The organism is Nocardiopsis sp. FR4 (genome assembly GCF_009830945.1).
Classification (GTDB): domain Bacteria; phylum Actinomycetota; class Actinomycetes; order Streptosporangiales; family Streptosporangiaceae; genus Nocardiopsis.
This window is the reverse complement of sequence record NZ_VWVV01000005.1, coordinates 14,731-37,244: the sequence shown is the minus strand read 5'-3', so window position 1 is coordinate 37,244 and position 22,514 is coordinate 14,731. Positions and strand designations below refer to the sequence as shown.

Here is a 22,514-nt window from a genome sequence, read left to right as displayed (position 1 = left end):
GTCCTTCGACCGGAACGACCCCGAGGAACAACAACGTGAACATCAGTCCCCGTGTCACCGCCGCCGCCTTCCGTCTGGTGGCGTTCGTGGAGGCCCTGACCTGGGTCGGCCTGCTGGGCGGCATGTACGTCAAGTACCTGGGCAGCGGCAGCGAGCTGGGCGTGCAGGTCTTCGGCCCGCTGCACGGCGGGGCGTTCCTGGTCTACGTGGCGCTCGCCGTGGCCGCCGCGCTGCACCTGCGCTGGGGCCCCCGGGCCACGCTGCTGGCCCTGGCCGCGTCCGTGCCGCCCCTGTGCACGCTGCTGGCGGACTGGTGGCTGTACCGCACCGGGCGTACCGGGCCGCGTACCGGCGACCGGGACCGCGCGACCGAACCCGTGGCCTGACCCCGCCCGGCCCGCCGGAAGTTCCCCTCCCGTTGGGCCGTACGCCATGTCGTGTCATATCACCCTTTGCGCACGAAAGGTGACCTGTGGTTGGTTTGCAACCAGTCAGTAACCCCCGTGCGAAAGGCTCCCCCATGCTCCCCGCCCGCGCCGCCGCGGCCGCCTGCGCCGCGCTCGCCCTCGCCCTGGCCGCCGTCCCCGCCAGCGCCTCCGCCGCCGAGGGGACCCTCTCCCAGACCACCTCCGTGGGCGTGCACAACGCCTACCAGAAGAGCACGTTCCCCTACCTCGCCGACGCCCTGGACTCCGGTGCCGGGCTCCTGGAGCTGGACGTGTGGGCCGACGAGTGGACCCGCTCCTGGCGGGTCAACCACGAACTCGTCGGGCAGAGCAACAACTGCGCCGGAGCCACCAGCCCCGACGGGCTGCGCCGGGGCGGCAACGGCAACCTCGCCGCCTGCCTGCGCGACGTGCGCGTGTGGCACGAGGCCAACCCCGGCCACCGGCCGCTGCTGCTCAAGGTCGAGCTGAAGAAGGGCTACCACGCCGTCTCGGGCCTGGGTCCCGCCGACTTCGACGCGCTCACCGCCGACATCCTCGGCGACGCCCTGTTCCGGCCCGCGGACCTGCTCGGCGGCGGGCACGCCACCCTGGACGAGGCGGTGCGCGCCGACGGCTGGCCCTCCCGCGACGCCCTGGCCGGAAAGGTGATCGTCTACCTGATCCCGGGCACCTTCGAGCAGGGCAACCCCTTCGACACGCTGTGGACCGACCGGGAACAGGCCACCCACCTGCGCGACCTGGCCGCCCGGGGCGAGCTGGACCGGGCGGCCGCGTTCCCGGCCGTGCTCGGCGCCCGGGGCGGCGACCCGCGTGAGCGCTACGCCGCGGACCTGCGCCCCTGGTTCGTCGTCTTCGACGGCAGCGCCCCGTCCTACGCCGGGGGGATCGACACCTCCTGGTACGGCCGCAACAACTACCTGCTGGTGATGACCGACGCGCACGCGGTCTCCCCTGCCATCGACTCCCGCCGGCCCTCCCCGGAGGCGGCCGCCGCCCGGGTCCGCGAACTCGCCGGAGCGGGCGCCACCACCGTCACCAGCGACTGGGCTGGGCTTCCCGAGGTGCTGTCCCTGGTCGTTCCGCACGGATCCGACCTGGGCTGAGCCGCCCACGGGGGGCAGACGGGAAAAAATGCCCCAGGACCGTGGAAAGGCACCACAAGAACGACCGACAAATACCCCGCGATCCGGACTTTCGGCTCCTATCGTTTCCTGACTGCCCATAAACCACCAACCGGGCCCGCCTCGCGGGCCCGGGACGGGCTTTCCCGTCGGCAGCGGGCACGGACCGCCTCGCACAGCGCCCCGCGCGCACCGCGAGCGGTCCGCGTCCCCGTGCGGACCGGCGAGTCACACGCGAGCCGCAAAGGACGTCCCATGACCAACACCCACCGGTCGGGTCCGGACAGACGTACCGTTCTGCGCGCGACGGCCACGGCCTCGGGCGCCCTCATCCTCGGCGGGGCCCTCAGCACGCTCGGTCCCACGGGCGCCCTGGCCCAGGCGGCCGAGCCGAAGCTCTACACGCGGGCCGACTGGAGGGCGCGCCCGCCGGCGAACCGCATCCAGGTCCTGAGCTCCGCACCGCGCCACATCGTCGTCCACCACACCGCGACGGCCAACAGCACGGACTACTCGCTCAGCCACGCCCTCTCCCTGTCACGGGGGATCCAGAACTACCACATGGACCACAACGGCTGGTCCGACACCGGACAGCAGCTGACCATCAGCCGCGGCGGCCACATCATGGAGGGGCGCGACCGCTCCCTGGCAGCCATCCGGGCGGGCCAGCACGTCCTGGGCGCCCACGTCGCCAACAACAACAGCACCTGTATCGGCATCGAGAACGAGGGCCTGTACACCAGCGAGCGACCGCCCAAGGCCCTGGTCGACTCCCTGGTGGCGACCCTGGCCTGGCTGTGCCAGGCCTACGGGCTCAACCCGGACACCGCGATCAAGGGCCACCGGGACTTCAACGCCACCGCCTGCCCCGGGGAGACGCTGTACAAGATGCTGCCCGACCTGCGCGCCGCGGTGGCCGAGGTGATGCTGGCCCAACGCGTGGCGCTGGCCGACGAACCCGTACCGGACGAGTTCGCCCCCACCTACCCGCCCGTGCCCGAGGACGAGAAGGAGGAGGAGTTCTACCACGGTCCCGCCCGGGGCCCGGACGACGTGACTCGTTAGCGAACCCGTCGCGGACACCGCCCGGGGGGCCGGGCCCCGTCCCCGTAGGCCCGGCGCGCACCGTCGGCCCGGCCGGGAAGGGGAACCCTCCCCGCGTGGTCGCGCACACCGCGTCGAGTCGGCGCACCCCTTCGGGGCCCCCGAGCCGGGAACCGGAGGGGACGGCCTCCCGGCGCGGTGCCCGCCCCGGCGGGTGCCGCGCCCCGCTCAGCCCAGTCTCGCGGTGATCCGCTCCAGGTCCCAGCGTTCGGCCCCCACCAGCGGCGCACCCGCCTCCTCCCGCAGCCCTCCGGCCCGCTCCAGCAGCTCCCGCGCCCGGTCGCGCTCCCCCGCCAGCGCGTGGGCCCCGGCCATCCCCTCCAGGGCCAGGGCCACCGCGCGGGGGTCCCCGCCGCGCTCGGCCTCGCGCCGCGCCCGCCCGTGCAGCTCCAGGGCCCGGTCGGCCTGGCCGCGCTGCTCGGCGACGAACCCCAGCTGGCTGAGGATGAAAGCGGTGCCGATCCGCCCGTCCGCGCACCGGTTCCACTCCAGGCGGCGGCACAGCGTCCGCTCGGCCCGCTCCAGGTCGCCCCGGCGGCGGGCGGCCAGGGCGATCCCGGCGTCGGCGAACTGCTCCCCCACCGCGTCCGCCTGCTCCTCGGCCACCCGCAGGGCCCGCTCGTGCAGGGCGTCGGCGCGGTCCAGGTCGCCGCGCAGCAGCGCCACCCGCCCCAGACCGGACAGCTTCAGGGAGACCGTGCGCCACAGCCTCAGCTCCTCGGCGATGCGCAGGCCCTCCTCGTGGCGCCGGGCCGTCTCCGCCAGGTCGCCGCGCGCCTCCGCTACCTGGGCCAGGATGTCGGAGGCGTGCAGGAGCGCCCAGCGGTCGCCGATGTCACGCAGCGCCCGTTCGGCCTCGTGCGCCCGCTCGCGCGCCCCGGCCAGGTCGCCCCGGGTGAACGCCGCCTGCGCCAGGCTGACCAGGGCCAGCGCGGCCCCCCAGGCGTCCCCGGCCCGCAGCGCGGCCTCGCGGGCGCGCTCGACCCGCTCGACCGCCCGGAGCGGGTCACCCAGGCCGCACCGGGCGAACTCGGCGAACCAGGCCAGCCGGGCGCGTACCGCCGGGTCGGTCACCCGCTCCAGGTCCGCGTCGGGGCCGGCCTCCCCACCGTCGGACCCGGGCGCGGCCAGGGCGGCCCGCCACACCCGCGCCCGGGCCGCGTCCCCGGCGGGGCCGCCCGGCACCGACAGCGCCCGCCCCAGCGCGTCGCGCGCCTGGCCCGCGTGCCCGCGCAGGTAGCGGTACCAGGTCGTGGCCAGGGCCAGGCGCAGCGCCAGGCGGGCGTCCCCCTCGTGCACCGCGGCGTCCAGAGCCGCGCGCAGGTTGGCCGCCTCGGCGTCCAGGCGCCGCAGCCAGCGGCCCTGCCCGGGGCCGCGCAGCCGCGCGTCGGCCCGCTCGGCCAGGTCGGCGAAGTGGGCGGCGTGCCGGGCCCGGGCGGCACGGGCCCGGCCGCTCTCCTCCAGGCGTTCGACGGCGTAGGCGGCGACCGACTCCAGCAGGTGGTACCGGGTTCCGTCGGGGTGGTCCGCGGCCACGACCAGGGAGCGGTCCACGAGCGCGGCGACCACGCCCAGGACCTCCTCGGCGGGGACCGACCCGGGATCGGAGCACACCGCCTCGGCGGTGGCCAGGTCGCAGCCGCCCGCGTGCACCGCCAGGCGGCAGAGCACCGCGCGCTCGGCGGCGGAGAGGGGCTCCCAGCTCCAGTCGATCATCGCCCGCAGGGTGCGCTGGCGGGCGGGGGCGTCGCGGCGGCCGACCCCGAGCAGGGCGAAGCGGTCGTCCAGGCGGGCGGCGAGGTCGGCCGCCCCCATGTGCCGCAGCCGGGTGGCGGCCAGCTCCAGGGCGAGGGGGATGCCGTCCAGGCGTCGGCAGATCGTGGCCACGGGCCCGGCCGTGGCGGCGTCGAGGACGAAGGCGGACGACGCCGCCCGGGCCCGCTCGGTGAAGAGCCGGACCGCCCCGATCCCGGCCAGCAGCGCGGGATCGGCGTCCTCGGGTCCGGGCACGTCCAGCGGCGGCACCGCGTACAGGTGCTCGCCGGTCACGTCCAGGGGGACCTGGCTGGTGGCCAGCACGCGCAGGTCGGGCACCTCCCGCACCAGTTCGGCGACCGCCGCGGCCACGGGGGCCACCGCGTGTTCGCAGTTGTCCAGGACCAACAGGGCTCCCCGGCCGCGCAGCAGGTCGGCCACCCGTGCGAGCGGCCCCCGGTCGGGACCCTCGTCGCGGGCCCCGACCGCGGCCGCCAGGAGGGGGCCGGGGTCGCCGCCCGGGGCCAGCCCGGCCAGCTCCACCAGCAGCGCGGTGTCAGCGGCCAGGTCGCGGGCCGCTTCCAGGGCCAGGCGGGTCTTGCCCACCCCGCCCGGTCCGGTCAGGGTGACCAGACGGCGCGTGCCCGCCAGGGAGCGCAGCGCCCGCAGGTGGTCCTCGCGCCCGACCAGAGCGCCGACCGGCGCGGGCAGGCCCCGGTGGCCGACCGGCGCGGCCGCGGGGACCGGTACCGGGTCCAGGGAGGGGTCCTGGGCCAACAGCCTCCGGTGCAGGTCCGCCAGCGCGGGGCCGGGGTCCACGCCCATCTCCTCGGCCAGCCGGGAGCGCAGCCGCTCGTAGGCGGCCAGCGCCTCCCGCTGGCGGCCCGCACCGTACAGGGCGCGGATCCGGGCGGCGTGCAGGCGCTCGCGGTAGGGGTGGCGCTCGGCCTCCTCGGCCAGGTCGGCGGCGAGCGCGGCGTGCTCGCCCAGGGCCAGGCGGGCCTCGGCCCGGTCCTCGACCGCGGTCACCCGCAGCTCCTCCCAGCGGGCCGCCGCGGACCGCGCCGGTTCGGTGTCGGCGAACTCGGCCAGCACGGGGCCGCGCCACAGGTCCAGGGCCCGGGCGAGCAGGTCGGCGCGTCCGCGCGGGTCGGCCGCCGCACCGGCTCGGCGCAGCAGGTCCTCGAACCGGACGGCGTCCACGTCCTCCGCCGCCAGCAGGTAGCCGGGCGCGCGGTGGCGGACCAGGGCCCGGGCTCCGGGTTCGGCCCGGTCCAGGTCACCGCGCAGCTGGGACACCCGCGCCTGCAGGACGGCGGCCGGACGCGCGGGCGGCTCCTGCCCCCACAGGTCCTCCACCAGCCGGTCGGCGGGCACCACCCGCCCCCGGGCCAGGAGCAGCGACGCCAGCAGGGCGCGGACCTTGGTGTCGCGCACCCGCACGGGCGCACCGCCCCCGGTCCACACCGCCAGCGGACCCAGCACCCCGAAACGCATGGCGCAACCGTAGCGCTCCCGTAGGACACCCGTGGCGGCAGCCGCCACCGTGAGGGAGTCGGGGCGGCGACGGGCCGCCCACCGGGACCGAACGGGGTGACGGGCATGAGCGCGTACGAGGGAAAGCGGGCCGTGGTGGTCGGCGGCACGCACGGCATGGGCCTGGGCGTGGTCGAGGCACTGGTGGACGGGGGCGCCCGGGTGGTGCTGACCGGGAGCAACGAGAAGAACCTGGAGGAGGTGCGCGGGCGCCTGGGCACGGCGGTCCGCGCGGTGCGCGCCGACGTGACCGACCCGGCCGACACCGACGCGCTCGCCGAGGAGGTGGGCGCGGAGCTGGGCGGAATCGACCTGCTGCACGTCAACGCGGGCACCTCCGAGATCGCGCCGTTCGAGGAGGTCACCGAGGAGTCCTACGACCGGATGTTCGCGGTCAACACCAAGGGGGCCTTCTTCACCGTGCGGCGGCTGGCGCCGCTGCTGGCCGACGGCGGAGCGGTCGTGTTCACCACCGCCGTCACCAACGTGACCGGGACCCCGGGGATGAGCGTGTACACGGGCACCAAGATGGCGGTGCTCGGCTTCAGCCGGGTGCTCGCCTCGGAGCTGCTGCCGCGCGGCATCCGGGTGAACACGGTCGCGCCGGGGTTCGTCGAAACCCCCAGCATGGGGGTCGCGGGGATCACCCAGGGCCAGCGCGAGGAGTTCATGCGGATCGGCAACGAGGCCACGCCGATGGGCCGCCACGGCACGGTGGCCGAGGTCGCCCGGGCCGTGCTCTTCCTCGGCTTCGAGGCGACCTTCACCTCCGGCGCGGAGTTGCTCGTGGACGGCGGCATGGGCATCGGCCTGAGCACGAGCATCTGATCCGGGTCCCGCGCGGGCGGGTGAGGGATAGGCGCGCGCCCGACGGGGCATGGTGACGGAGGCGGTGCCGCGCGGCACCGCCTCCGTCACGGGTGGGGAGCCGAGGATGTCTCAACGGGTACAAGGGGTGATCTCCCGGGCCAAGGGAGCACCCGTCGAACTGGCCGCGGTCGTGGTCCCCGATCCGGGGCCGGGAGAGGCCGTGGTGCGAGTCCAGGCGTGCGGGGTGTGCCACACCGACCTGCACTACCGGGAGGGCGGCATCAACGACGAGTTCCCCTTCCTGCTCGGCCACGAGGCCGCCGGGATCGTGGAGTCGGTCGGGCCCGGGGTGACGGAGGTGGCACCCGGGGACCACGTGGTCCTCAACTGGCGGGCGGTGTGCGGGCGGTGCCGCGCCTGCCGCCGGGGCCGCCCCCAGTACTGTTTCGACACCCGCAACGCCGAGCAGCCCATGACCCTGGAGGACGGCACCGCGCTCACCCCGGCACTGGGCATCGGCGCCTTCGCCGAGAAGACCCTGGTGGCGGCCGGCCAGTGCACCAAGGTCGACCCGCAGGCCTCGCCCGCCGCGGCCGGACTGCTCGGCTGCGGTGTCATGGCCGGGATCGGCGCGGCCCTCAACACCGGGAACGTGGGCCCGGGGGACTCGGTGGCCGTGATCGGCTGCGGCGGCGTGGGCTGCGCCGCGGTGGCCGGTGCCCGCCTGGCCGGGGCCAACCGGATCATCGCGGTGGACCTGGAGGACCGCAAGCTGGAGCGGGCGCTGGGCTTCGGCGCCACCCACACCGTCAACTCCTCCTTCACCGACCCGGTCGAGACCATCCGCGACCTCACCGGCGGCTTCGGCGCGGACGTGGTCATCGACGCGGTCGGGGCCCCGCAGACCTACGAGCAGGCCTTCTACGCCCGCGACCTGGCCGGGACCGTGGTCCTGGTGGGCGTGCCCACCCCCGACATGCGCCTGGACCTGCCCCTGCTGGACGTGTTCGGCCGGGGCGGCGCCCTGAAGTCCTCCTGGTACGGCGACTGCCTGCCCTCCCGCGACTTCCCCGTGCTGATCGACCTGTACCTGCGGGGACGCCTGGACCTGGACGGGTTCGTCAGCGAGGAGATCGGCCTGGGCGACGTGGAGGAGGCCTTCGCCAGCATGGAACGCGGCGACGTACTGCGATCGGTGGTGATCCTGTGAGCGGTGTACAGGTGGAGCACCTGACCACCTCGGGCACCTTCGCCCTGGACGGCGGGGAGTGGGAGGTGGACAACAACGTCTGGGTGGTGGGCGACCGCGACCAGGCCCTGGTGATCGACGCGGCGCACGACCCGAAGGCGATCCTGGGCGTGGTGGGCGACCGCGAACTGGTGGCGGTGGTGTGCACCCACGGGCACAACGACCACGTCAACGCCGCCCCGGCGCTGGCCGAGGCCACCGGCGCGCCGATCCTGCTGCACCCGGCCGACCGGGTGCTGTGGGACATGACCCATCCGGGCCGGGCGCCGGACGCCGAACTGTCCCAGGGGCAGACCGTTCCGATCGCCGGGACCGGGCTGACCGTGCTGCACACCCCGGGGCACGCACCGGGCGCGGTGTGCCTGTACGCGCCCTCGCTGGGCGCGCTGTTCAGCGGCGACACCCTGTTCCGGGGCGGGCCGGGCGCCACGGGCCGGTCCTACTCCGACTTCCCGACCATCATCGACTCCGTCCGGTACCGGCTGTTCGGCCTTCCGGACGAGACGGTGGTCCACCCCGGTCACGGGGAGTCGACCACGATCGGCGCCGAGGCGCCGCACCTGCAGGAGTGGATCGACAGGGGGTACTGACGGCCGTCCCGCTCAGGCGCGCCCGCCCGCGAGCGCGGCACCGTGCTCCATGGCGGTGAGCAGCACCGGAACCAGATGGTCGGAGCGCGCGACCAGCCGGTCCGGGTCCAGGAACAGGCGCAGCGCGCCCGGGGCCAGGGTGGCCAGCGCGGTGTACACCAGGGGGTCGTCCAGGCGCGGGCGCAGCGGGGCCACGGTCCCGGGCCAGTGCCGTTCCTGGACGGCGCCCAGGGCGACGGCGGTGAGCCAGAGCGCGAACAGCGGGCCGGAGTCGGCGCCCAGGTGCGCCGCGCAGTCCCGGCGCAGCCACTCCGGGCGGGCGCCCCACTCCTTGAGGACCTCCAGCACGGGCCGGTGCGCCTCGGGGACGTCGTGGTCGGTGTCGATGGCTACGGCGCTACCGGTGTTCCAACGCAGGAACGGCAGCAGTGGGGGCGGGTCGAGGACCGTTCCGCCGAAGTCCGCCCCGGTCGGGGCGAAGCAGACCGACCGCCGGATCCCGTGGTCGCCGTTGCCCTTGAGGCTGGGTGAGTCCTCGTGCTCGACCAGGTTGGGCACCGCGGCCAGGGTCGGCACTCCCCGCGCGCGCAGGAAGCGCAGTGCGGCTCGGTCGTCGGAGCGGCCCCCGGCCGAGGCCATGAAACGGCCCATGCCGACGGCCAGGTCCCGCGGCAGCACCAGCGCCAGGGTCGGCATGTACGGGTTGACGACCGGTACCGCGCCGTGTCCGGTGAAGACCGCCCAGCGGGCCAGGTGGGCGGTGCGCGACCCCCATTCCACGAAGAAGGCGATCGCGGCCCGGGGGTGTTTTTCCACCATTCGGCGCACCGACGCGGGAAAGTCCGCGCACACCCGCACGTCGTCCTGTACGACCAGGTGGTGGGTGGATTCAGCGCGTTCGGCCCGGGAGAAGGCCAGGCACGAGGCGCGCAGGGTGCTGGGCGGACCGCCGGGCTCGGGGTCCACGGCCAGCGCGGCGCCGGGAATCCCCAGGGAGTCCAGGACCCGGCGGGCGGACGCGCCCCGGCGGGGGTGGGTCATGACGGAGGCGGAAAGCACCACGGGAGAAAGGGGGTCTGGCATATCCGCAGCCTAGGCAGAAAAGGCTCGGAAAACAATTCCAGAAAAATCCCCACCCGGCCAGAATAACACGCTTCCCCTCCGTGGTCCATTTTCCAGAAAGAAAAGGGGTGCGGTGGCGGAATGCTCGGTTGACGCCCTGCCCGGGGCCCGCCGCCCGGAGCCGGGCCCCGGGACGGCCGTCGTCCGCTCAGCCTTCGTCTTCACGGTCCGGCGCGGCAGAGGACCTGCCCGCCTCGGCGGGTGCGGGTGGTTCTGCGGCGACCCGGGTGAGGAGCACCGCGGCGAGCACGGCGGCGGCCACCCCGCTGGCCGCGAGGAAGCCCACGGTGTGGGAGGTCGCGGCGATGAGCGGACCGGCCAACAGGGGCGAGACGAACTGGCCGGTGAACATGGCGGTGCCCTGCAGGGAGGTGGCGCGCCCGCGCAGGTGCTCGGGCGCGCGGTCGGCGATCAGCACGGTCAGGGCGGGCATGGCCAGGGAGTTGCCGACTCCGACGAGGGCAGGTGCCAGCAGGAGCACGACCGGTTGGCTCACCGTGCCGTAGACCAGGTAGGCGACCAGCCAGCAGGAGGCGGCGCAGCGCAGGATCGCGGCGTGGCTGAAACGGGCCCGCAGCCGGGCGTAGGCGAGACCGGCCGCACTGGCGGTGACGGCTCCGAGGGTGACTCCGTAGACGGCGACCAGCAGCGGTGCGGTGATGCCGATCTCCTCCAGCCGTGTGGGGAGGAAGACGGCTGGCACGTACATCATCGCGCCGCTGGCCAGCACGATGCCCGCCAGACGAACAGGACCGGGCTGGCACGTAGGAGCCGGAGGAGGCTGCCCTGGGCGCGACCGGTGCCGGACCCGGGAGTGGCGGCCTTCGGGAGCGCCACCAGCACCGCGGCGCCGAGCGGGACTCCGATCAGGTAGACCCCGAAGGCGGCGTGCCAGGAGACCCCGCCGAGTGCCCCCGCCAGCAGGGGCCACAGCACCCCGCCGACGGTGGCGGCCGTGGTGCGCCAGCCCATCACCCGGTCACGCGTCCGTCCCTGGTAGAGGGTGAGCACCGCGACGGTGGTTCCGGTGAACACCACCGCCGCGCCCAGTCCCAGAACGAAGCGGCTGGCGATGAGCCATGCGTACCCGGGGACCACCAGCCCTGCGCCTCCGCCGAAGCCGTAGAGCACCAGTCCGGCGGCGAGCGGGATACGCACGCCCCAGCGGTCGATGGCTCTTCCGACCACGGGGCTGACCACGGCGATGGTCAGGCCGTGGGTGGTGGTGATGACGAACCCGGCGGCCGTACCCGAGATGCCGAGGTGTTCTGGATGAGGGCCAGGACGGGGGCGACGGTGGCTCCGGCCATCACCCCAGGGTCGAGGAGAGCAGGAGCACTCCCAGTGCGGTCCGGCCCTGCGGGCCCATTGTGCCAGTCATAGGCACTAACCTACCGGTGGCGAAATTCTGCTCCGGGGTCGGGCGGCGGCACGGGTTTCCACGCCCCAGGGCAACCGGGTTCGCCTCCGTCCGAGCCGGGCCCGCCCCAGCGGTCAACGGGGCCGGACCGCCTGCGAGAGGGCCGCCGGACGGCTGTCGCCCCGGCGACACGGGAGACGGCCCCGGACGCCTCCCGTCCTGAGGCTTCCGAGGGCCGTCGGTCCGAGCGGCCCGCTCCCGGTCCTCCCGGGGCCGGGACACACCTGTCCCCGTCCCCGCGGCGGAACGCGGTACCGCTCCTGTCTTCCAGGGTCACGCATACACGCGCGGGCGCGGGGCAGGGACGGACAAACAGTTGCGCAAGGACACGCCCGGGAACCCTCCGTTTCCGGGAAACCCCCGCGGCCCGGGGCAACCACCCGCGGAGGGAGGGGTCGGGCGCCGGGACGGCCCCGGCCCTCGCGCCCCCGTCACCGGGGAGGACCCGCGCGCCGGCCCCGTGCCGCGCGGTTTACGAGCCCGCCCGGACCGGGCCGGGGAGCTCCGCGCATGGGCGTCGTCACACGCCCGCCGAAGTCCCTGTGCGCAGGGCGATCCCGCACCGTAATTCGGATCACGCGGACAAACGGGTAAAGCGGGGATGGGCTGGTCCTAGCCTCGTGTTGGCGGAAGTGTTCCCCACACCGGACCATGTGATCCCGGCACGGGACTTTCTGCAGGCGCCTCTGCCCGAAGGCGGTTCACGGCGCCCCCGCACACCTCTTGTTGATACCTCTCCTGTGTTGGAGCCCTAGGTGACCCTTGCCTTCGCACGCCCGGATCGTCGTGCCCAGACCATCGCCGGCGTTCAGGCCGTCCCGGACGCCCCGAACGCCGCGACCGACCACAACCCCCGGGTCCGCAACGGCGACGTACCGCAGCAGGCGAACGCTCCCGAGCAGAACCCGGCCGCCGGCCGCGCGCACGCGTCCCGGACGCGCCGCCGCGCCATGCTGCTGGTGGTCGTGCTCGGCGTACTCTCCGCGCTCGGCCCGCTCGCCACGGACCTGTACCTGCCCGCGCTGCCCCAGATCGCCTCGGACCTGGGCACCAGCGAGGCCAGCGTCAAGCTCACCCTGACCTCGGTGATGGCCGGGCTGGCCCTGGGCCAGCTCGTTCTCGGCCCGCTCAGCGACCGCTGGGGGCGCCGCCTGCCGCTGCTCACCGGCATCGGCGTGTTCACGGTCTCCACCGTGGGCATCGCGATGGCGTCCAGCGTGGAGATGTTCAGCCTGCTGCGCTTCGTGCAGGGGCTGTCCGCCGCCGCCGGGCTGGTGGTCTCCCGCGCGATCGTGCGCGACGTGTTCGACGGCGACGCCGCGGCCACGTTCTTCTCCCGACTGGTACTGCTGTCCGGGCTGGCGCCCATGCTCGGCCCTGTGCTGGGCGGTCAGCTGCTCTTCCTCGGTCCCTGGCAGCTGCTCTTCGCCGTGCTCGGCGCGATGGGCCTGGTGACCTTCGCCCTGGTCCTGTTCGGCCTGCCCGAGAGCCTGCCGGCCGAGCAGCGCGAGCCGGTCAGCCCCCGTGAGCAGATGCGGGTGTTCGGCGGCCTGCTGCGCGACGTCCGCTTCATCGGTCCCACGCTCACGCTCGCCCTGAGCTTCGGCATGAGCTTCACCTACATCTCGACCTTCTCGTTCGTGTCCCAGTCCCGCTTCGGGGCCAGCGCCCAGGAGTTCAGCCTGGTGTTCGCGGTGACCACGCTCGGGATGATCATCGGCAACCAGGTCAACGCCTTCCTCATCAGCCGCATGGAGATCCACCGCCGCCTGTTCCTGGGGCTGGTCGGATCGATCCTGTCCGTGGCCGTGCTGGCGGCGCTGGGCGCCTCCGGCGGAGCGGACCTGGTGACGGTGACCGCCGCGCTGTTCGCGATGATGGTCTTCACCGGCCTGGTCTCGCCCAACGCCACCGCGCTGGCCCTGGACGGGCAGCCGCCCAAGATCGCCGGAAGCGGCTCGGCCCTGCTGGGCACCCTGCAGTTCGGCATCGGCTCCGGCCTGGCCGCGACCGCCGGCCTGAGCGGTCCGGTCACCCTGTCCAGCATGACCGGGGTCATGCTCGCCACGGCCGTCGCCGCCGCGGTGGTGTTCGTGGGCTTCACCGCCCGGGTGCGCCGCACGCTCGTCGCCGCCTGAGGCGCCCCGCACGGGGCGCCGGGCGGGGCGTTGAACCCCGGCCCGCGCGTCGCTAGGGTGGCCGCGACGGCGAGCCCGAGGAGTGTGACGTGGTTGCGGATCCGCAGGCCGACCCCCTGACGAGCCAGCCCCCCGGCTCGTGGGAGGACGTGCTCCCCCACCTGGCCGAGGAGGGCGGGACGTGCTGGCTGACCGCCACCCACGGGGACGGCCGCCCGCACACCCGGCCGCTGCTGGCGGTGTGGGTGGACGAGCAGCCGTGCTTCGCCTCGGGTGAGGGCACCGCCAAGTCCCGCCTGCTGGCCGCCGACCCCCGGGTGAGCCTGGCGTTCACCACCGGACGCGTGGACGCGGTGGTGGAGGGCACGGTCGAGCGGGTGCGCGATCCCGAGCGCCTGGAACGGGTCGCCGCGGCCTACGCCGAGCGCCACGGGTGGGCCCCGACCGCCGGTGAGGGCGGGCTGACCGGCCCCGATGGGGCTCCCACCGCCGGTCCCCCGCCGTACCGGGTCTTCACGGTCCGGCCGTCGACGGTGTACGCCTTCCCGGTCGGCGAACTGCCGCACGGCCCCACGCGCTGGCGGTTCGGCCCCCGCCCCTGAGGTCTCTGACGCACGAAGGCGCGTGTTCGGGTGAGAGGCCGCGTGCGGGGGGTAGGTCTGAGGGCAATCACCACCTCCGCACGTCCCACCTCTTGGAGGTCGAAAGTGCGTTTCGGGACTATCCTGTCGGGCCTCATCGCCCTGTGGCTGATCATCGGACTGGTCGCCGCGTTCCAGCGCGGCCTGTTCACCCCTGACGAGACCTCGTGCTCGACCCTGTGGCACACCCTCGGCACCGTCGCGGTCGGACCGCTGAACTACATGGGGGTGAACCCGACCATCGGCTGCCCGGAGCTGCCCGAGTTGCCGGAGCCCTCCGAGTGACGGTTCTCCGCCTCGGCCCGCGCGGCCGTGCCGCGGGGTGCGTGTTCGGTGCCGTTCGGGCCGGATCGCGGGTATGACCCGGTGAACACCGCCGCCGACCAGGACGGGAGACGATGCAGACCTTCTTGCCGTACCCCGCGTTCTCCGCGTGCGCGCGGACCCTGGACGACCGTCGGCTGGGCAAGCAGCGGGTGGAGACACTGCAGATCCTGCGGGCCCTGGTGTGGCCGCGCTACGGGTGGAAGAACCACCCCGCCGTGGCGATGTGGCGCGGCTTCGTGCCCGCGCTCGCCGGGTACGGGGTCGCGGTGTGCCGGGAGTGGCGCCGACGCGGGTACGCCGACTCCGTCCTGGCCTCGCTGACGGCCTTCACCGGGGGGCGGGTCCCGGAGGAGGCGTGGCTGTGGGAACGGGACATGCTGCCGCCGTGGCTGGGCGCCGAGGACCTGCACGCCTCGCACCGGTCGTCCCTGGTGGACAAGGACGGGGCGCACTACCGGCCGCTCTTCCCGGACGTGCCCGGCGGGCTGCCCTACGTCTGGCCCCGGCCGGCCTTCCCGCGCTGGCCGCTTCGCCGGGGGCGCCCCGAACCCCTGACCCCCGAGGAGGCCGGTCGGCTGGCGGGTGCCGACGGGGGGTGCGTGGAGGTGTTCGAGCGCGTGCGCGGCGGTCGGAGCGCCGTCCTGCACACGGCTGGCGACACCCTGCCCGCGCTGGCGGCGGGCCTGTGCACGCCCGGGGAGACGCTGTGGCTGGTGCCGGGTACACCGCCGCCGCGGCCGGAGTCGGTCGCCGCCCCCGGTTCCGTGGCGTCGGTGGGCCGGACCGGTCGCTCCACCGCGCGCCCGCCCGGCCCCGAGGACGAGGCGGCGATGCGTGCGGAGGCCCGGGATCCGGAGTTCCGCTTCCGCCGGGTGGACCCCGCCCGGCCGGGCCGCGTGGACGTGCCGCCCTCGGTGGGACTGGTCGTGCTGGAGGGACCGGATCTGCCCGAGCCGCCCGGCGCCCCGGCCGTGCTGCGCCTGCTGCCGGACGGCTGAACGGGTGTGCGCTCAGCGCTGGGCCGCGGGGCGCACGATGACCTCGTTGACATCGACCTCGGGAGGCTGGGCCAGGGCGAAGGAGACCGTTCGGGCGATGGCGTCGGCGGACAGCGCGTGCCTGCGGTAGGAGACCATCGTCTCCCGCGCGAACGGGTCGGTGATGTGCTCGGCGAGTTCGCTCTCGACCACACCCGGGGAAACGGTCGTGACCCTGATCCCGGGGTCGAGCTCCAGCCGCAGGCCCTCGGTGATCGCCCACACCGCGTACTTGGTGCCGGAGTAGACCGCCGAGGTGGGGACGACCTCGTGGGCGCCGATCGAGGCGACCGTGACGAAGTGCCCCGTTCCCTGGCGCCGGAAGTGCGGGAGGGCGGCGGCCACGCCGTTGAGCAGGCCCTTGACGTTGACGTCGACCATCCGGTGCCACTCCTCGGCCAGCAGCGCGTCCATCCGGGACAGCAGCATCACCCCGGCGTTGCTGACCAGGGCGTCCAGGCGCCCGTGGTCGCGCACCGTGCCGTCGACCGCCTCCCGTACGGCGCCGGGGTCGGTGACGTCGAGGCGGCGGTGTTCGGCGCTGCCCCCGTCCTCGCGGACGCGCCGGACCAGGTCCGCCATGCGGTCCGCGCGCCGCGCGCCGAGGACGACGTGGTGGCCCTCCCGGGCCAAGCGCAGGGCCGTGGCCGCGCCGATGCCGCTGCTGGCGCCGGTGACGAGGACGACCTTGCGGTCGGTGCGCTGGGTCTGTTCGTTCATGGGCGTTCCCTTCCCCGGTGTCGGACGGGTCCGAGTCTCGGGTACCGGGGCGGTCCCGGGAAGGACGCGCCCTTCCTGGGTGCACCGCACCCAGGACAGGAGGGCGCGGGATCCCTAGGCTGGAGGCCATGACTTCCCCATCACTGGGCGACTACCTGCGCGCCGCGCGGGCGCGGCTCACCCCTCGGGAGCTGGGCCTGCCCGTGCACGGGCGCCGCCGCGTGGCCGGGCTGCGGCGCGAGGAGGTGGCGATGCTGGCCGGGATGAGCGCCGACTACTACACGCGGCTTGAGCAGGGCAGGGAGACCCGCCCCTCTTCGCAGGTCCTGGACGCGCTGGGCCGGGCGCTGTGCCTGGACGACGACGGCCGCCGCCACCTGTACCGGCTGGCGGGTCTGGCCCCGGCCCTGGAGGTCCGCGCCGAGCGGGCCGACCCCTCGCTCGTGGACCTGATGGGCCGCTGGCACGAGACCCCGGCCCTGGTGCTGGGGCGCGCCTATGACGTGCTGGCGTGCAACCCGCTGGCCGAAGCGCTCTTCCGCCGCTTCCCCTTCTCCCGAAACCTGGCGCTGGCGGTGTTCCTGGACCCGGCCGCGCGCTCGTTCTACCCCGACTGGGAGACCGTCGCCGCGAACACGGCGGACGGTCTGCGCCTGGCGGAGGGCGCCCGGCCGGAACACCCGCGGCTGCGCTCCGTCGTGGCGGAGCTGGAGGAGCGCAGCCCCGACTTCGCGCGGCTCTGGCGGCGCAACGGCGTGCGCGGCAAGAGTCTGGAGGCCAAGCGGTTCGACCACCCGGACGTGGGCCCGCTGGAGCTGGGGCTGCACGCCTTCGACGTCAGGTCGGCCCCCGGGCAGGAGCTCGTCGTCTACCTGGCCGAGCCGGGTTCGCGGTCCGCGGAGTCGCTGTCCCTCCTCGGCACGCTGGCGGCGGACCCGACCGGTTCCTGAGCCTCCCCGTGGGCGGCGGCGATCGCGGCGAGCACGCGTTCGCGGGCCGCGGCGGCGGAGTCGACGCCCACCAGCACGTAGTAGGCCAGCCCCTCGGCCAGGGCCACGAGCGCGACCGCCCTGTCCCGGCGGTCGGCGCCGCCGGGCAGCAGGTCGGCGACCTGGCCGTGGAAGCGCGCGTACTCGCGGCGCATCCGCTCGGCGATGTCCTCGTCGGAGAGGGCGAGCGCGGTGAAGGCCTGTCGGACGCGCATGTGGACGCGGGTGGCGGTGTCGTAGGGGATGAGCTCGGTGAGCACCGTGGTCAGCACCCGGCGCGGGGAGGCCCCGGTGCCCGTCGCGGAGGCGATGCGCGCGGAGCTGAGGGCGTTGGCGCGGTCGAAGGCGGCCTCGATCATCTGCCGTTTGGCCGGGAAGTAGTGCTGGACCCGGCCGGGGGAGACCCCGGCGCGCGCGGCCACGCTGGTCTGCGTCACGGCGGCCAGTCCGTGCTCGGCCGTGACGGCCAGGACCGCGTCGGCGATCTGCTGACGGCGCTGTTCGTGCTCGGCTCCGGGGCCGCGCTTCGGCGTGTCCATCCCGCCGCCTTTCCGATGTGATCGCATTGCTTTGCGGGGGCGAAGAAGCTACCGTTCCCTCAGAGCAATGTAACCACATTGCTTTGAGGAGAGAGGCGGACACGTGCACGGAACCGGACACCGGGCCCCGGCCTCCCGTACGGTGCTTCCCGCCGTGTGCGCGGCCCAGCTGCTGGTGGTGCTCGACGTGTCGGTGGTCAACGTCGCGCTTCCGTCGATCCGGGAGTCGCTGGGGTTCTCCGCCGCGGGGCTGCCCTGGGTGGCCCACGCCTACACCCTGGCCTTCGGCGGCCTCCTGCTGCTGGGCGGGCGGCTGGCGGACGTGCACGGACACCGGAGGGCGTTCGCGCTCGGCCTGGCCCTGTTCTCCGGGGCCAGCCTGCTCGGCGGCCTGGCGGCCTCCCCCGCCGCTCTGGTCCTCGCCCGCGCCCTCCAGGGCGCGGGCGCGGCGGTCCTGGCCCCGGCGACCCTGGCCGCCCTGACCACCGCCTTTCCCCAGGGCCCCGCCCGGACCCGGGCCCTGGCCGCGTGGACCGCGGTGAGCGTGGCGGGAGGAGCCGCGGGCAACCTCGTCGGCGGCCTGCTCACCGAGGCGCTGTCCTGGCGCGCGGTCCTGCTGGTCAACGTGCCCCCGGGCGCGGCCGCGCTGGTCCTGGGCCTGTACGCCCTGGACCGGCGGCGTGCGGGCGGGGACGCCGGACGGCTCGACCTTCCCGGGGCCGCGACGGCCACCGCCGGGCTGGTCGCGCTCGCCTACGGCCTCACCCGGGTCCGGGAGCACGGCTGGGGCGACCCGGTCACGGCGGCGGTGCTGGCCGGGGGCGCCGGGGCCCTGGCCGCCTTCGCCCTCGTCGAGTCGCGCGCTCCGGTCCCCCTACTCCCGCCCCGGCTGCTGCGCGACCGCTCCGTCTCGGTGGGCAACGCCCTGACCCTGCTCGCCGGGGCCTGCTTCCAAGTGCCCATGTGGTACTTCCTGACCCTGTACATGCAGGACGACCTGGGGTTGGACCCGTTGCGGACGGGGCTGGGGTTCCTGCCGCACACCCTGGTCACCATGGCCGTGGGCTGGCTCCTCACCCCGTGGCTCATACGGCACCGGGCTCCGGCGACGCTGATCACGGCGGGCTGCCTGACCGCCGCCGCGGGCTTCGCGTGGCAGGCGGCGGCGGTCTCCGCGCACTCCTACGCCGCGGCCGTCCTGGGGCCGGCCGTGGTCCTGTCCGTGGGCGCGGGCCTGCTCACCACCCCGCTGACCAGCGTGGTGACCTCCTCCGCGACCGCCGGGGACGCCGGGGCCGCCTCCGGGCTGATGAACGCGGCCAAACAGGCGGGCGGCGCGCTGGGCCTGGCCCTGCTCGGCACCGCGGCGGCCTCCGAGCACCCCCTGCCCGACCACCCCTACGCGGTGGTCTTCGCGGGACTCGCGGCCGTCCAGCTGGCCATGGCCGCGCTGGCCATGGCCCTTCCCCCCTCCGCGCGGCGCCGCCCGTGAGTACGGATCCGGCCGCCGGGGAATCGGCCGGGCAGCCGGTGACCTGCGTTGACCCGCTCCTTTCCCCGTTCCAGGCGTTCCCTCCCGAGGAATAGCCGGGGAAAAGTGCATCAACGCTTCCGGACTGGGTAGCACAAGAGCAGAGGCAAAAAAGTTCCCCATTCGTAATGTTTAGACCATCTCGTACTGACGGACCTTCGCGGGGGCGGGGTCGGTCAGGGCGGGAGGAGGAGAACGAAGATGAGGAACCCCCTCAGTAACGTCAAGCGTCATCTGATGCCGAAGAGGAGCCCGGCCGCCGGCGGACGGACCGGAGGACACGACCCCCTGGCCCGGCTCAAGGGGCTGGCCAGGTCCGCCGGCCAGTCCAAGGGGCGCAACCCGCTGAGCCGCGCGGCCCGGCGCCCCTCCCCGTCCGGCCGGGGAGCCGGGGCCCGCAGGAACCCCCTGCACTGGCTGGACTCCCTGACCCGGCCCCGCAAGCCGCGTCTGTGAGCGCGCCCCGCGGGTGACCGCGGGGCGCGCGGGGCCGGTACGGCCGCACCGGTGCGGTGAGAGCGGAGACCGGAGCGGCCGTACCCGAGCTCGACCAAGGCCCCGGACCGCGGAGCGTACCGACCGCCCGCGGTCCGGGGCTCCAACCTGCACGGACCGCCCCGCCGCGCGTCCGTGCACCCCCGCCGGCGGCCGGAAGGGGCCCACCGACCCGGCGCCCCACCGGGGCGGGTGTCGCCCGCGTGGCTGGCGCGGCTGCGGGAGGAGGTCGCCGCCGAGCCCGGGTTCGCGTGCGCCTCCACGGAAAGGATCCGCCTGGAGTCGTTCACGCGTGCGGCGCTGCGGAGGCGAGGAGGCCCTGGTCGCGGGGGTCTATGACACCTACATGGCCGCCCGCGCCGGGATGCGCACGGTCTACCTCAACCGCACCGGCACTCCCCTGGGCCCCGGCCGGGTGGCCGACGCCGAGATCACCTCGCTGTCCGCCCTGCTGGACCTGCTCCCGCGCTGACGCGGCCCGGCCCCCGGGGAGGACTCAACGCAGGAGTCTGCCGGACTCGGCCCGGCGCCCGCCCACACTCGTCGGCGTGATGCGGACGGGGAGTCCCCGCGCTCCCCCCGCCCAGGGCCGCAGCGGAACCGCGTTCCTGAGGGCCTCGGCCTCCCCGGGGTCGTCCACCACGCTCGCGGGGCCGCAGACCAGCACGCTCCACCCCTCGCTCAGGGTTTCGTCGAGCCGGTCGACCTCGAAGGCGAGGGGGCCGCCGGTGTGGTCGGCGGTCCGTCCGCCGGGCGCGGTCAGGATGACGACGTCCCCCGGAGAACGGCGTAGTTCACCGGAAGGACGACCGGGGCCCGGCCCTCCTCCGCGAAGGCGGCCCTTCCCACTCCCCCGGGCCTGATGGGCGCCATGCACTCGTCCGGGTCGAGTCCGCGCACCCGCGGTTCCGGCTCGGCGGTGGAGGCGGGGGGCGCCGACCTGATCGTGGTGGGCTCACGCGGCCGCGGCGGTCTGAACGGCCCGGCTCAGCCGGTCGGCTCCTGCTCCAACGGCACGCTCCAGTGCAGCCTGGTCCCGCCGAGCGGCCCCGGGCCGGCCTCGAAGGTCCCGCCCAGAGCCGAGGCCCGGTCGGCCAGGTTGCGCAGACCGCTGCGGCGTCCCTCCTCGGGGAGGCCGGTCCCGTCGTCCTCCACCTCGACCGTCACCCGCGCGCCCGCGTCCACGCGCACGTCCACGCGTGAGGCACGCGCGTGGCGGGCCGCGTTGGACAGGGCCTCACGCAGAACCGCGAGGACGTGCTCGGCGACCTCGTCGGGGACCAGGCCGTCGATGGGGCCGTCCAGCCGCAGTCCCGCGCTGAAGCCGAGGGAGCCGGTCGCGGCGTTGACCACCTCCAGGACCTGGTTGCGCAGCCAGGGGGAGTCCTCCCCGCCCAGGTCCTGGAGCGCGAAGACGGTGGTCCGGATCTGGCGGATGGTGTCGTCGATGTCGTCGACGGCCTGGCGGATGCGCTGGGCCGAACGCGGTTCCCCCACCTGGCGCACGGAGCTCATCAGCGACATCCCGACGCTGAAGAGCCGCTGGATCACCACGTCGTGCAGGTCCTTGGCGATGCGGTCGCGGTCCTCCAGCAGGGACAGGCGCTCGGAGCCCACCCGGGCCTCGGCCAGCTCCAGCGCCACGGCCGCGTGCCCGGTGAAGGTGTGCAGCAGGTGCAGGTGGGCGGGGGTGAAGGGGGGTGTGCCCACTCTGCGGCCGAGCAGGAGGACGCCCTGCGCGCTCCCCTGCGCTCCCAGCGGTACGGCCAGGACCGGTCCGAGGCCGAGTCCGTCCAGCGGGGGGCTGACCTCCACGCCGGAGCGGCCGATGTCGGTGATGAGGGGGTCGCCGTCCCGGAAGACCCGGCCGGTGAGCGAGCCCTCCACGGGCACCGTCCGGCCCGTGATCGCCTCCTCACCGCCGCCGTCGGCGACCCGCACGGTCAGCCGCTGGTTCCCTTCCTCCCCGGTGAGGATGGCGGCCAGGTCCGCGCCGGACATGTCGCGCGCCCGGCGCGCGATGAGGTGCAGGACCTCGGCGGTGTCGCTTCCGGTGAGCAGCTGGGTGGTGATCTGGTCGGAGGCCTCCAGCCAGACCTCGCGGCGCCGGGTCTCGTCGTAGAGCCGGGCGTTCTCGATGGCCACACCGGCGGCGGTGGCCAGGGCCGTGACGACCGTCTCGTCGTCCTCGTCGAAGGTTCCGCCCCCGACCTTCTCGGTCAGGTAGAGGTTGCCGAACACCTCGTCGCGGACCAGGATCGGCACGCCGAGGAAGGCGCGCATGGGCGGGTGGCCCGCGGGGAAGCCGTGCGACTCGGGGTGCTCGGACAGGTCGGCCAGGCGCAGGGGCTGGGGGTTCTTGAGCAGCAGGCCCAGCAGCCCCCTGCCCTCGGGCCAGTGCTCGATCGCGGCGACCTCCTCCTCGGTCAGCCCGACGGGGATGAACTGCTGTAGGCCCCCGGCGTCGTCGAGGATCCCGAGCGCCCCGTAGCGCGCGTCGACCAGGGCCATCGCCGCCTCGACGACGCGGCGCAGCATGGTCTCCAGGTCCAGGCCCGTGCCGATGGTGACCACGGCCTCCAGCAGGGAGCGCATCCTGTCCCTGGTGAGCATGACCGTGTCGATGTGCGACTGCAGTTCCAGGAGGAGTTCGTCGAGCCGCATACGGGGCACCAGCGGGCGCTCACACGCGGCGGCGGGATCGGTCTCGGACATGGGTATCTCCGTCATTCCTGCGTGCACCGCTGCGGGGTGGGAACGAAACCGCCCGGAACCGAGTGTAACGGGACCCCGGGACCCAGTCCCCGGACGGTGCTCCCCGCCGCGACGGCCGCGTCAGCACCGGGTCGGACAGGACCTTGGTCCGCGGCGTGGTGGGCCCTCCGTCCCGCGGGTAGGGGCGTTCCACGGGACCTTGGCGGGTGGATCGAGGACCCGCGCG

Annotated in this window: 21 protein-coding genes and 1 pseudogene; 14 read left to right on the top strand and 8 right to left on the bottom strand. The window is 74.8% G+C overall.

Annotated features, from left to right (window positions below; genetic code table 11):
* The first annotated feature begins 35 nt into the window (after positions 1-35).
* The 3 genes from FYW95_RS08230 (at position 36) to FYW95_RS08220 (ending at position 2,635) form a co-directional block, all read left to right on the top strand.
* Positions 36-386 carry a DUF3817 domain-containing protein gene (locus FYW95_RS08230; protein WP_159942884.1) on the top strand — a complete coding sequence of 117 codons (351 nt, stop codon included), beginning with the start codon at positions 36-38 and terminating at the stop codon, positions 384-386.
* A gap of 134 nt (positions 387-520) precedes the next feature.
* On the top strand, positions 521-1,552 hold the full coding sequence (locus FYW95_RS08225; protein WP_159942885.1) for a phosphatidylinositol-specific phospholipase C domain-containing protein: 1,032 nt from the start codon (positions 521-523) through the stop codon (positions 1,550-1,552).
* A 273-nt stretch (positions 1,553-1,825) separates the two neighbouring features.
* On the top strand, positions 1,826-2,635 hold the full coding sequence (locus tag FYW95_RS08220; protein WP_159942886.1) for a peptidoglycan recognition protein family protein: 810 nt from the start codon (positions 1,826-1,828) through the stop codon (positions 2,633-2,635).
* A 207-nt stretch (positions 2,636-2,842) separates the two neighbouring features.
* On the opposite strand, the gene FYW95_RS08215 is transcribed toward FYW95_RS08220, so the two are convergent.
* Positions 2,843-5,926: an ATP-binding protein gene (locus FYW95_RS08215; RefSeq protein ID WP_159942887.1), complete on the bottom strand. Its 3,084-nt coding sequence runs from the start codon at positions 5,924-5,926 to the stop codon at positions 2,843-2,845.
* Positions 5,927-6,031: 105 nt separating this feature from the next.
* On the opposite strand from FYW95_RS08215, the gene FYW95_RS08210 reads away from it, so the two are divergent.
* The 3 genes from FYW95_RS08210 (at position 6,032) to FYW95_RS08200 (ending at position 8,614) form a co-directional block, all read left to right on the top strand.
* Positions 6,032-6,793, top strand: a complete 762-nt coding sequence (locus FYW95_RS08210; protein ID WP_159942888.1) for an SDR family oxidoreductase — start codon at positions 6,032-6,034, stop codon at positions 6,791-6,793.
* A gap of 106 nt (positions 6,794-6,899) precedes the next feature.
* The gene (locus tag FYW95_RS08205; protein ID WP_159942889.1) at positions 6,900-7,985 is read left to right on the top strand and encodes an S-(hydroxymethyl)mycothiol dehydrogenase; all 1,086 of its coding nucleotides are present in this window, start codon (positions 6,900-6,902) and stop codon (positions 7,983-7,985) included.
* Positions 7,982-8,614, top strand: coding sequence for an MBL fold metallo-hydrolase (locus FYW95_RS08200; RefSeq protein ID WP_159942890.1), 633 nt, complete (start codon positions 7,982-7,984; stop codon positions 8,612-8,614). Before FYW95_RS08205 ends, FYW95_RS08200 begins: the two co-directional genes overlap by 4 nt.
* Before the next feature lie 12 nt (positions 8,615-8,626).
* Here the strand turns inward: FYW95_RS08200 and FYW95_RS08195 are convergent, their stop codons facing one another.
* The 3 genes from FYW95_RS08195 to FYW95_RS08185 form a co-directional block, all read right to left on the bottom strand.
* A complete protein-coding gene (locus tag FYW95_RS08195) occupies positions 8,627-9,655 on the bottom strand; it encodes a hypothetical protein (RefSeq protein ID WP_236572143.1) in 1,029 nt (342 codons plus the stop codon).
* A 229-nt stretch (positions 9,656-9,884) separates the two neighbouring features.
* Complete coding sequence (locus tag FYW95_RS08190) at positions 9,885-10,466, bottom strand: MFS transporter (protein ID WP_159942892.1); 582 nt, start codon at positions 10,464-10,466, stop codon at positions 9,885-9,887.
* Positions 10,445-10,948: an MFS transporter gene (locus FYW95_RS08185; protein WP_236567819.1), complete on the bottom strand. Its 504-nt coding sequence runs from the start codon at positions 10,946-10,948 to the stop codon at positions 10,445-10,447. The genes FYW95_RS08190 and FYW95_RS08185 overlap by 22 nt, the downstream gene beginning before the upstream one ends.
* A gap of 963 nt (positions 10,949-11,911) precedes the next feature.
* On the opposite strand from FYW95_RS08185, the gene FYW95_RS08180 reads away from it, so the two are divergent.
* The 4 genes from FYW95_RS08180 to FYW95_RS08165 all read left to right on the top strand — a co-directional run bounded on the left by FYW95_RS08180 (position 11,912) and on the right by FYW95_RS08165 (position 15,260).
* Positions 11,912-13,294 carry a multidrug effflux MFS transporter gene (locus FYW95_RS08180; protein WP_159942893.1) on the top strand — a complete coding sequence of 461 codons (1,383 nt, stop codon included), beginning with the start codon at positions 11,912-11,914 and terminating at the stop codon, positions 13,292-13,294.
* A gap of 89 nt (positions 13,295-13,383) precedes the next feature.
* On the top strand, positions 13,384-13,896 hold the full coding sequence (locus FYW95_RS08175) for a pyridoxamine 5'-phosphate oxidase family protein (RefSeq protein ID WP_159942894.1): 513 nt from the start codon (positions 13,384-13,386) through the stop codon (positions 13,894-13,896).
* Between the two features lie 105 nt (positions 13,897-14,001).
* On the top strand, positions 14,002-14,220 hold the full coding sequence (locus FYW95_RS08170) for a hypothetical protein (protein WP_159942895.1): 219 nt from the start codon (positions 14,002-14,004) through the stop codon (positions 14,218-14,220).
* Between the two features lie 113 nt (positions 14,221-14,333).
* Complete coding sequence (locus tag FYW95_RS08165) at positions 14,334-15,260, top strand: MSMEG_6728 family protein (RefSeq protein WP_160050234.1); 927 nt, start codon at positions 14,334-14,336, stop codon at positions 15,258-15,260.
* 12 nt (positions 15,261-15,272) lie between these two features.
* On the opposite strand, the gene FYW95_RS08160 is transcribed toward FYW95_RS08165, so the two are convergent.
* Positions 15,273-16,019: an SDR family oxidoreductase gene (locus FYW95_RS08160; protein ID WP_159942897.1), complete on the bottom strand. Its 747-nt coding sequence runs from the start codon at positions 16,017-16,019 to the stop codon at positions 15,273-15,275.
* Between the two features lie 128 nt (positions 16,020-16,147).
* On the opposite strand from FYW95_RS08160, the gene FYW95_RS08155 reads away from it, so the two are divergent.
* Positions 16,148-16,969, top strand: coding sequence for a helix-turn-helix transcriptional regulator (locus FYW95_RS08155; RefSeq protein WP_159942898.1), 822 nt, complete (start codon positions 16,148-16,150; stop codon positions 16,967-16,969).
* On the opposite strand, the gene FYW95_RS08150 is transcribed toward FYW95_RS08155, so the two are convergent.
* Entirely contained in the window at positions 16,888-17,547 is a 660-nt protein-coding gene (locus FYW95_RS08150) for a TetR/AcrR family transcriptional regulator (protein ID WP_159942899.1), read from the bottom strand. The two genes, FYW95_RS08155 and FYW95_RS08150, sit on opposite strands and share 82 nt — an antisense overlap.
* A gap of 103 nt (positions 17,548-17,650) precedes the next feature.
* On the opposite strand from FYW95_RS08150, the gene FYW95_RS08145 reads away from it, so the two are divergent.
* From FYW95_RS08145 to FYW95_RS08135, 3 genes are all read left to right on the top strand, one after another.
* A complete protein-coding gene (locus FYW95_RS08145; RefSeq protein ID WP_236567811.1) occupies positions 17,651-19,039 on the top strand; it encodes an MFS transporter in 1,389 nt (462 codons plus the stop codon).
* Positions 19,040-19,315: 276 nt separating this feature from the next.
* A complete protein-coding gene (locus tag FYW95_RS08140; RefSeq protein WP_159942900.1) occupies positions 19,316-19,534 on the top strand; it encodes a hypothetical protein in 219 nt (72 codons plus the stop codon).
* Positions 19,535-19,865: 331 nt separating this feature from the next.
* Positions 19,866-20,045 (top strand): hypothetical protein, encoded by a 180-nt coding sequence (locus FYW95_RS08135; protein WP_159942901.1) that lies wholly within the window; start codon positions 19,866-19,868, stop codon positions 20,043-20,045.
* A 24-nt stretch (positions 20,046-20,069) separates the two neighbouring features.
* Here FYW95_RS08135 and FYW95_RS08130 read toward each other — a convergent pair.
* Positions 20,070-20,446: pseudogene (locus tag FYW95_RS08130) on the bottom strand (pyridoxamine 5'-phosphate oxidase family protein).
* 114 nt (positions 20,447-20,560) lie between these two features.
* Complete coding sequence (locus FYW95_RS08125; RefSeq protein ID WP_160050233.1) at positions 20,561-22,288, bottom strand: sensor histidine kinase; 1,728 nt, start codon at positions 22,286-22,288, stop codon at positions 20,561-20,563.
* Positions 22,289-22,514: the final 226 nt, after the last annotated feature.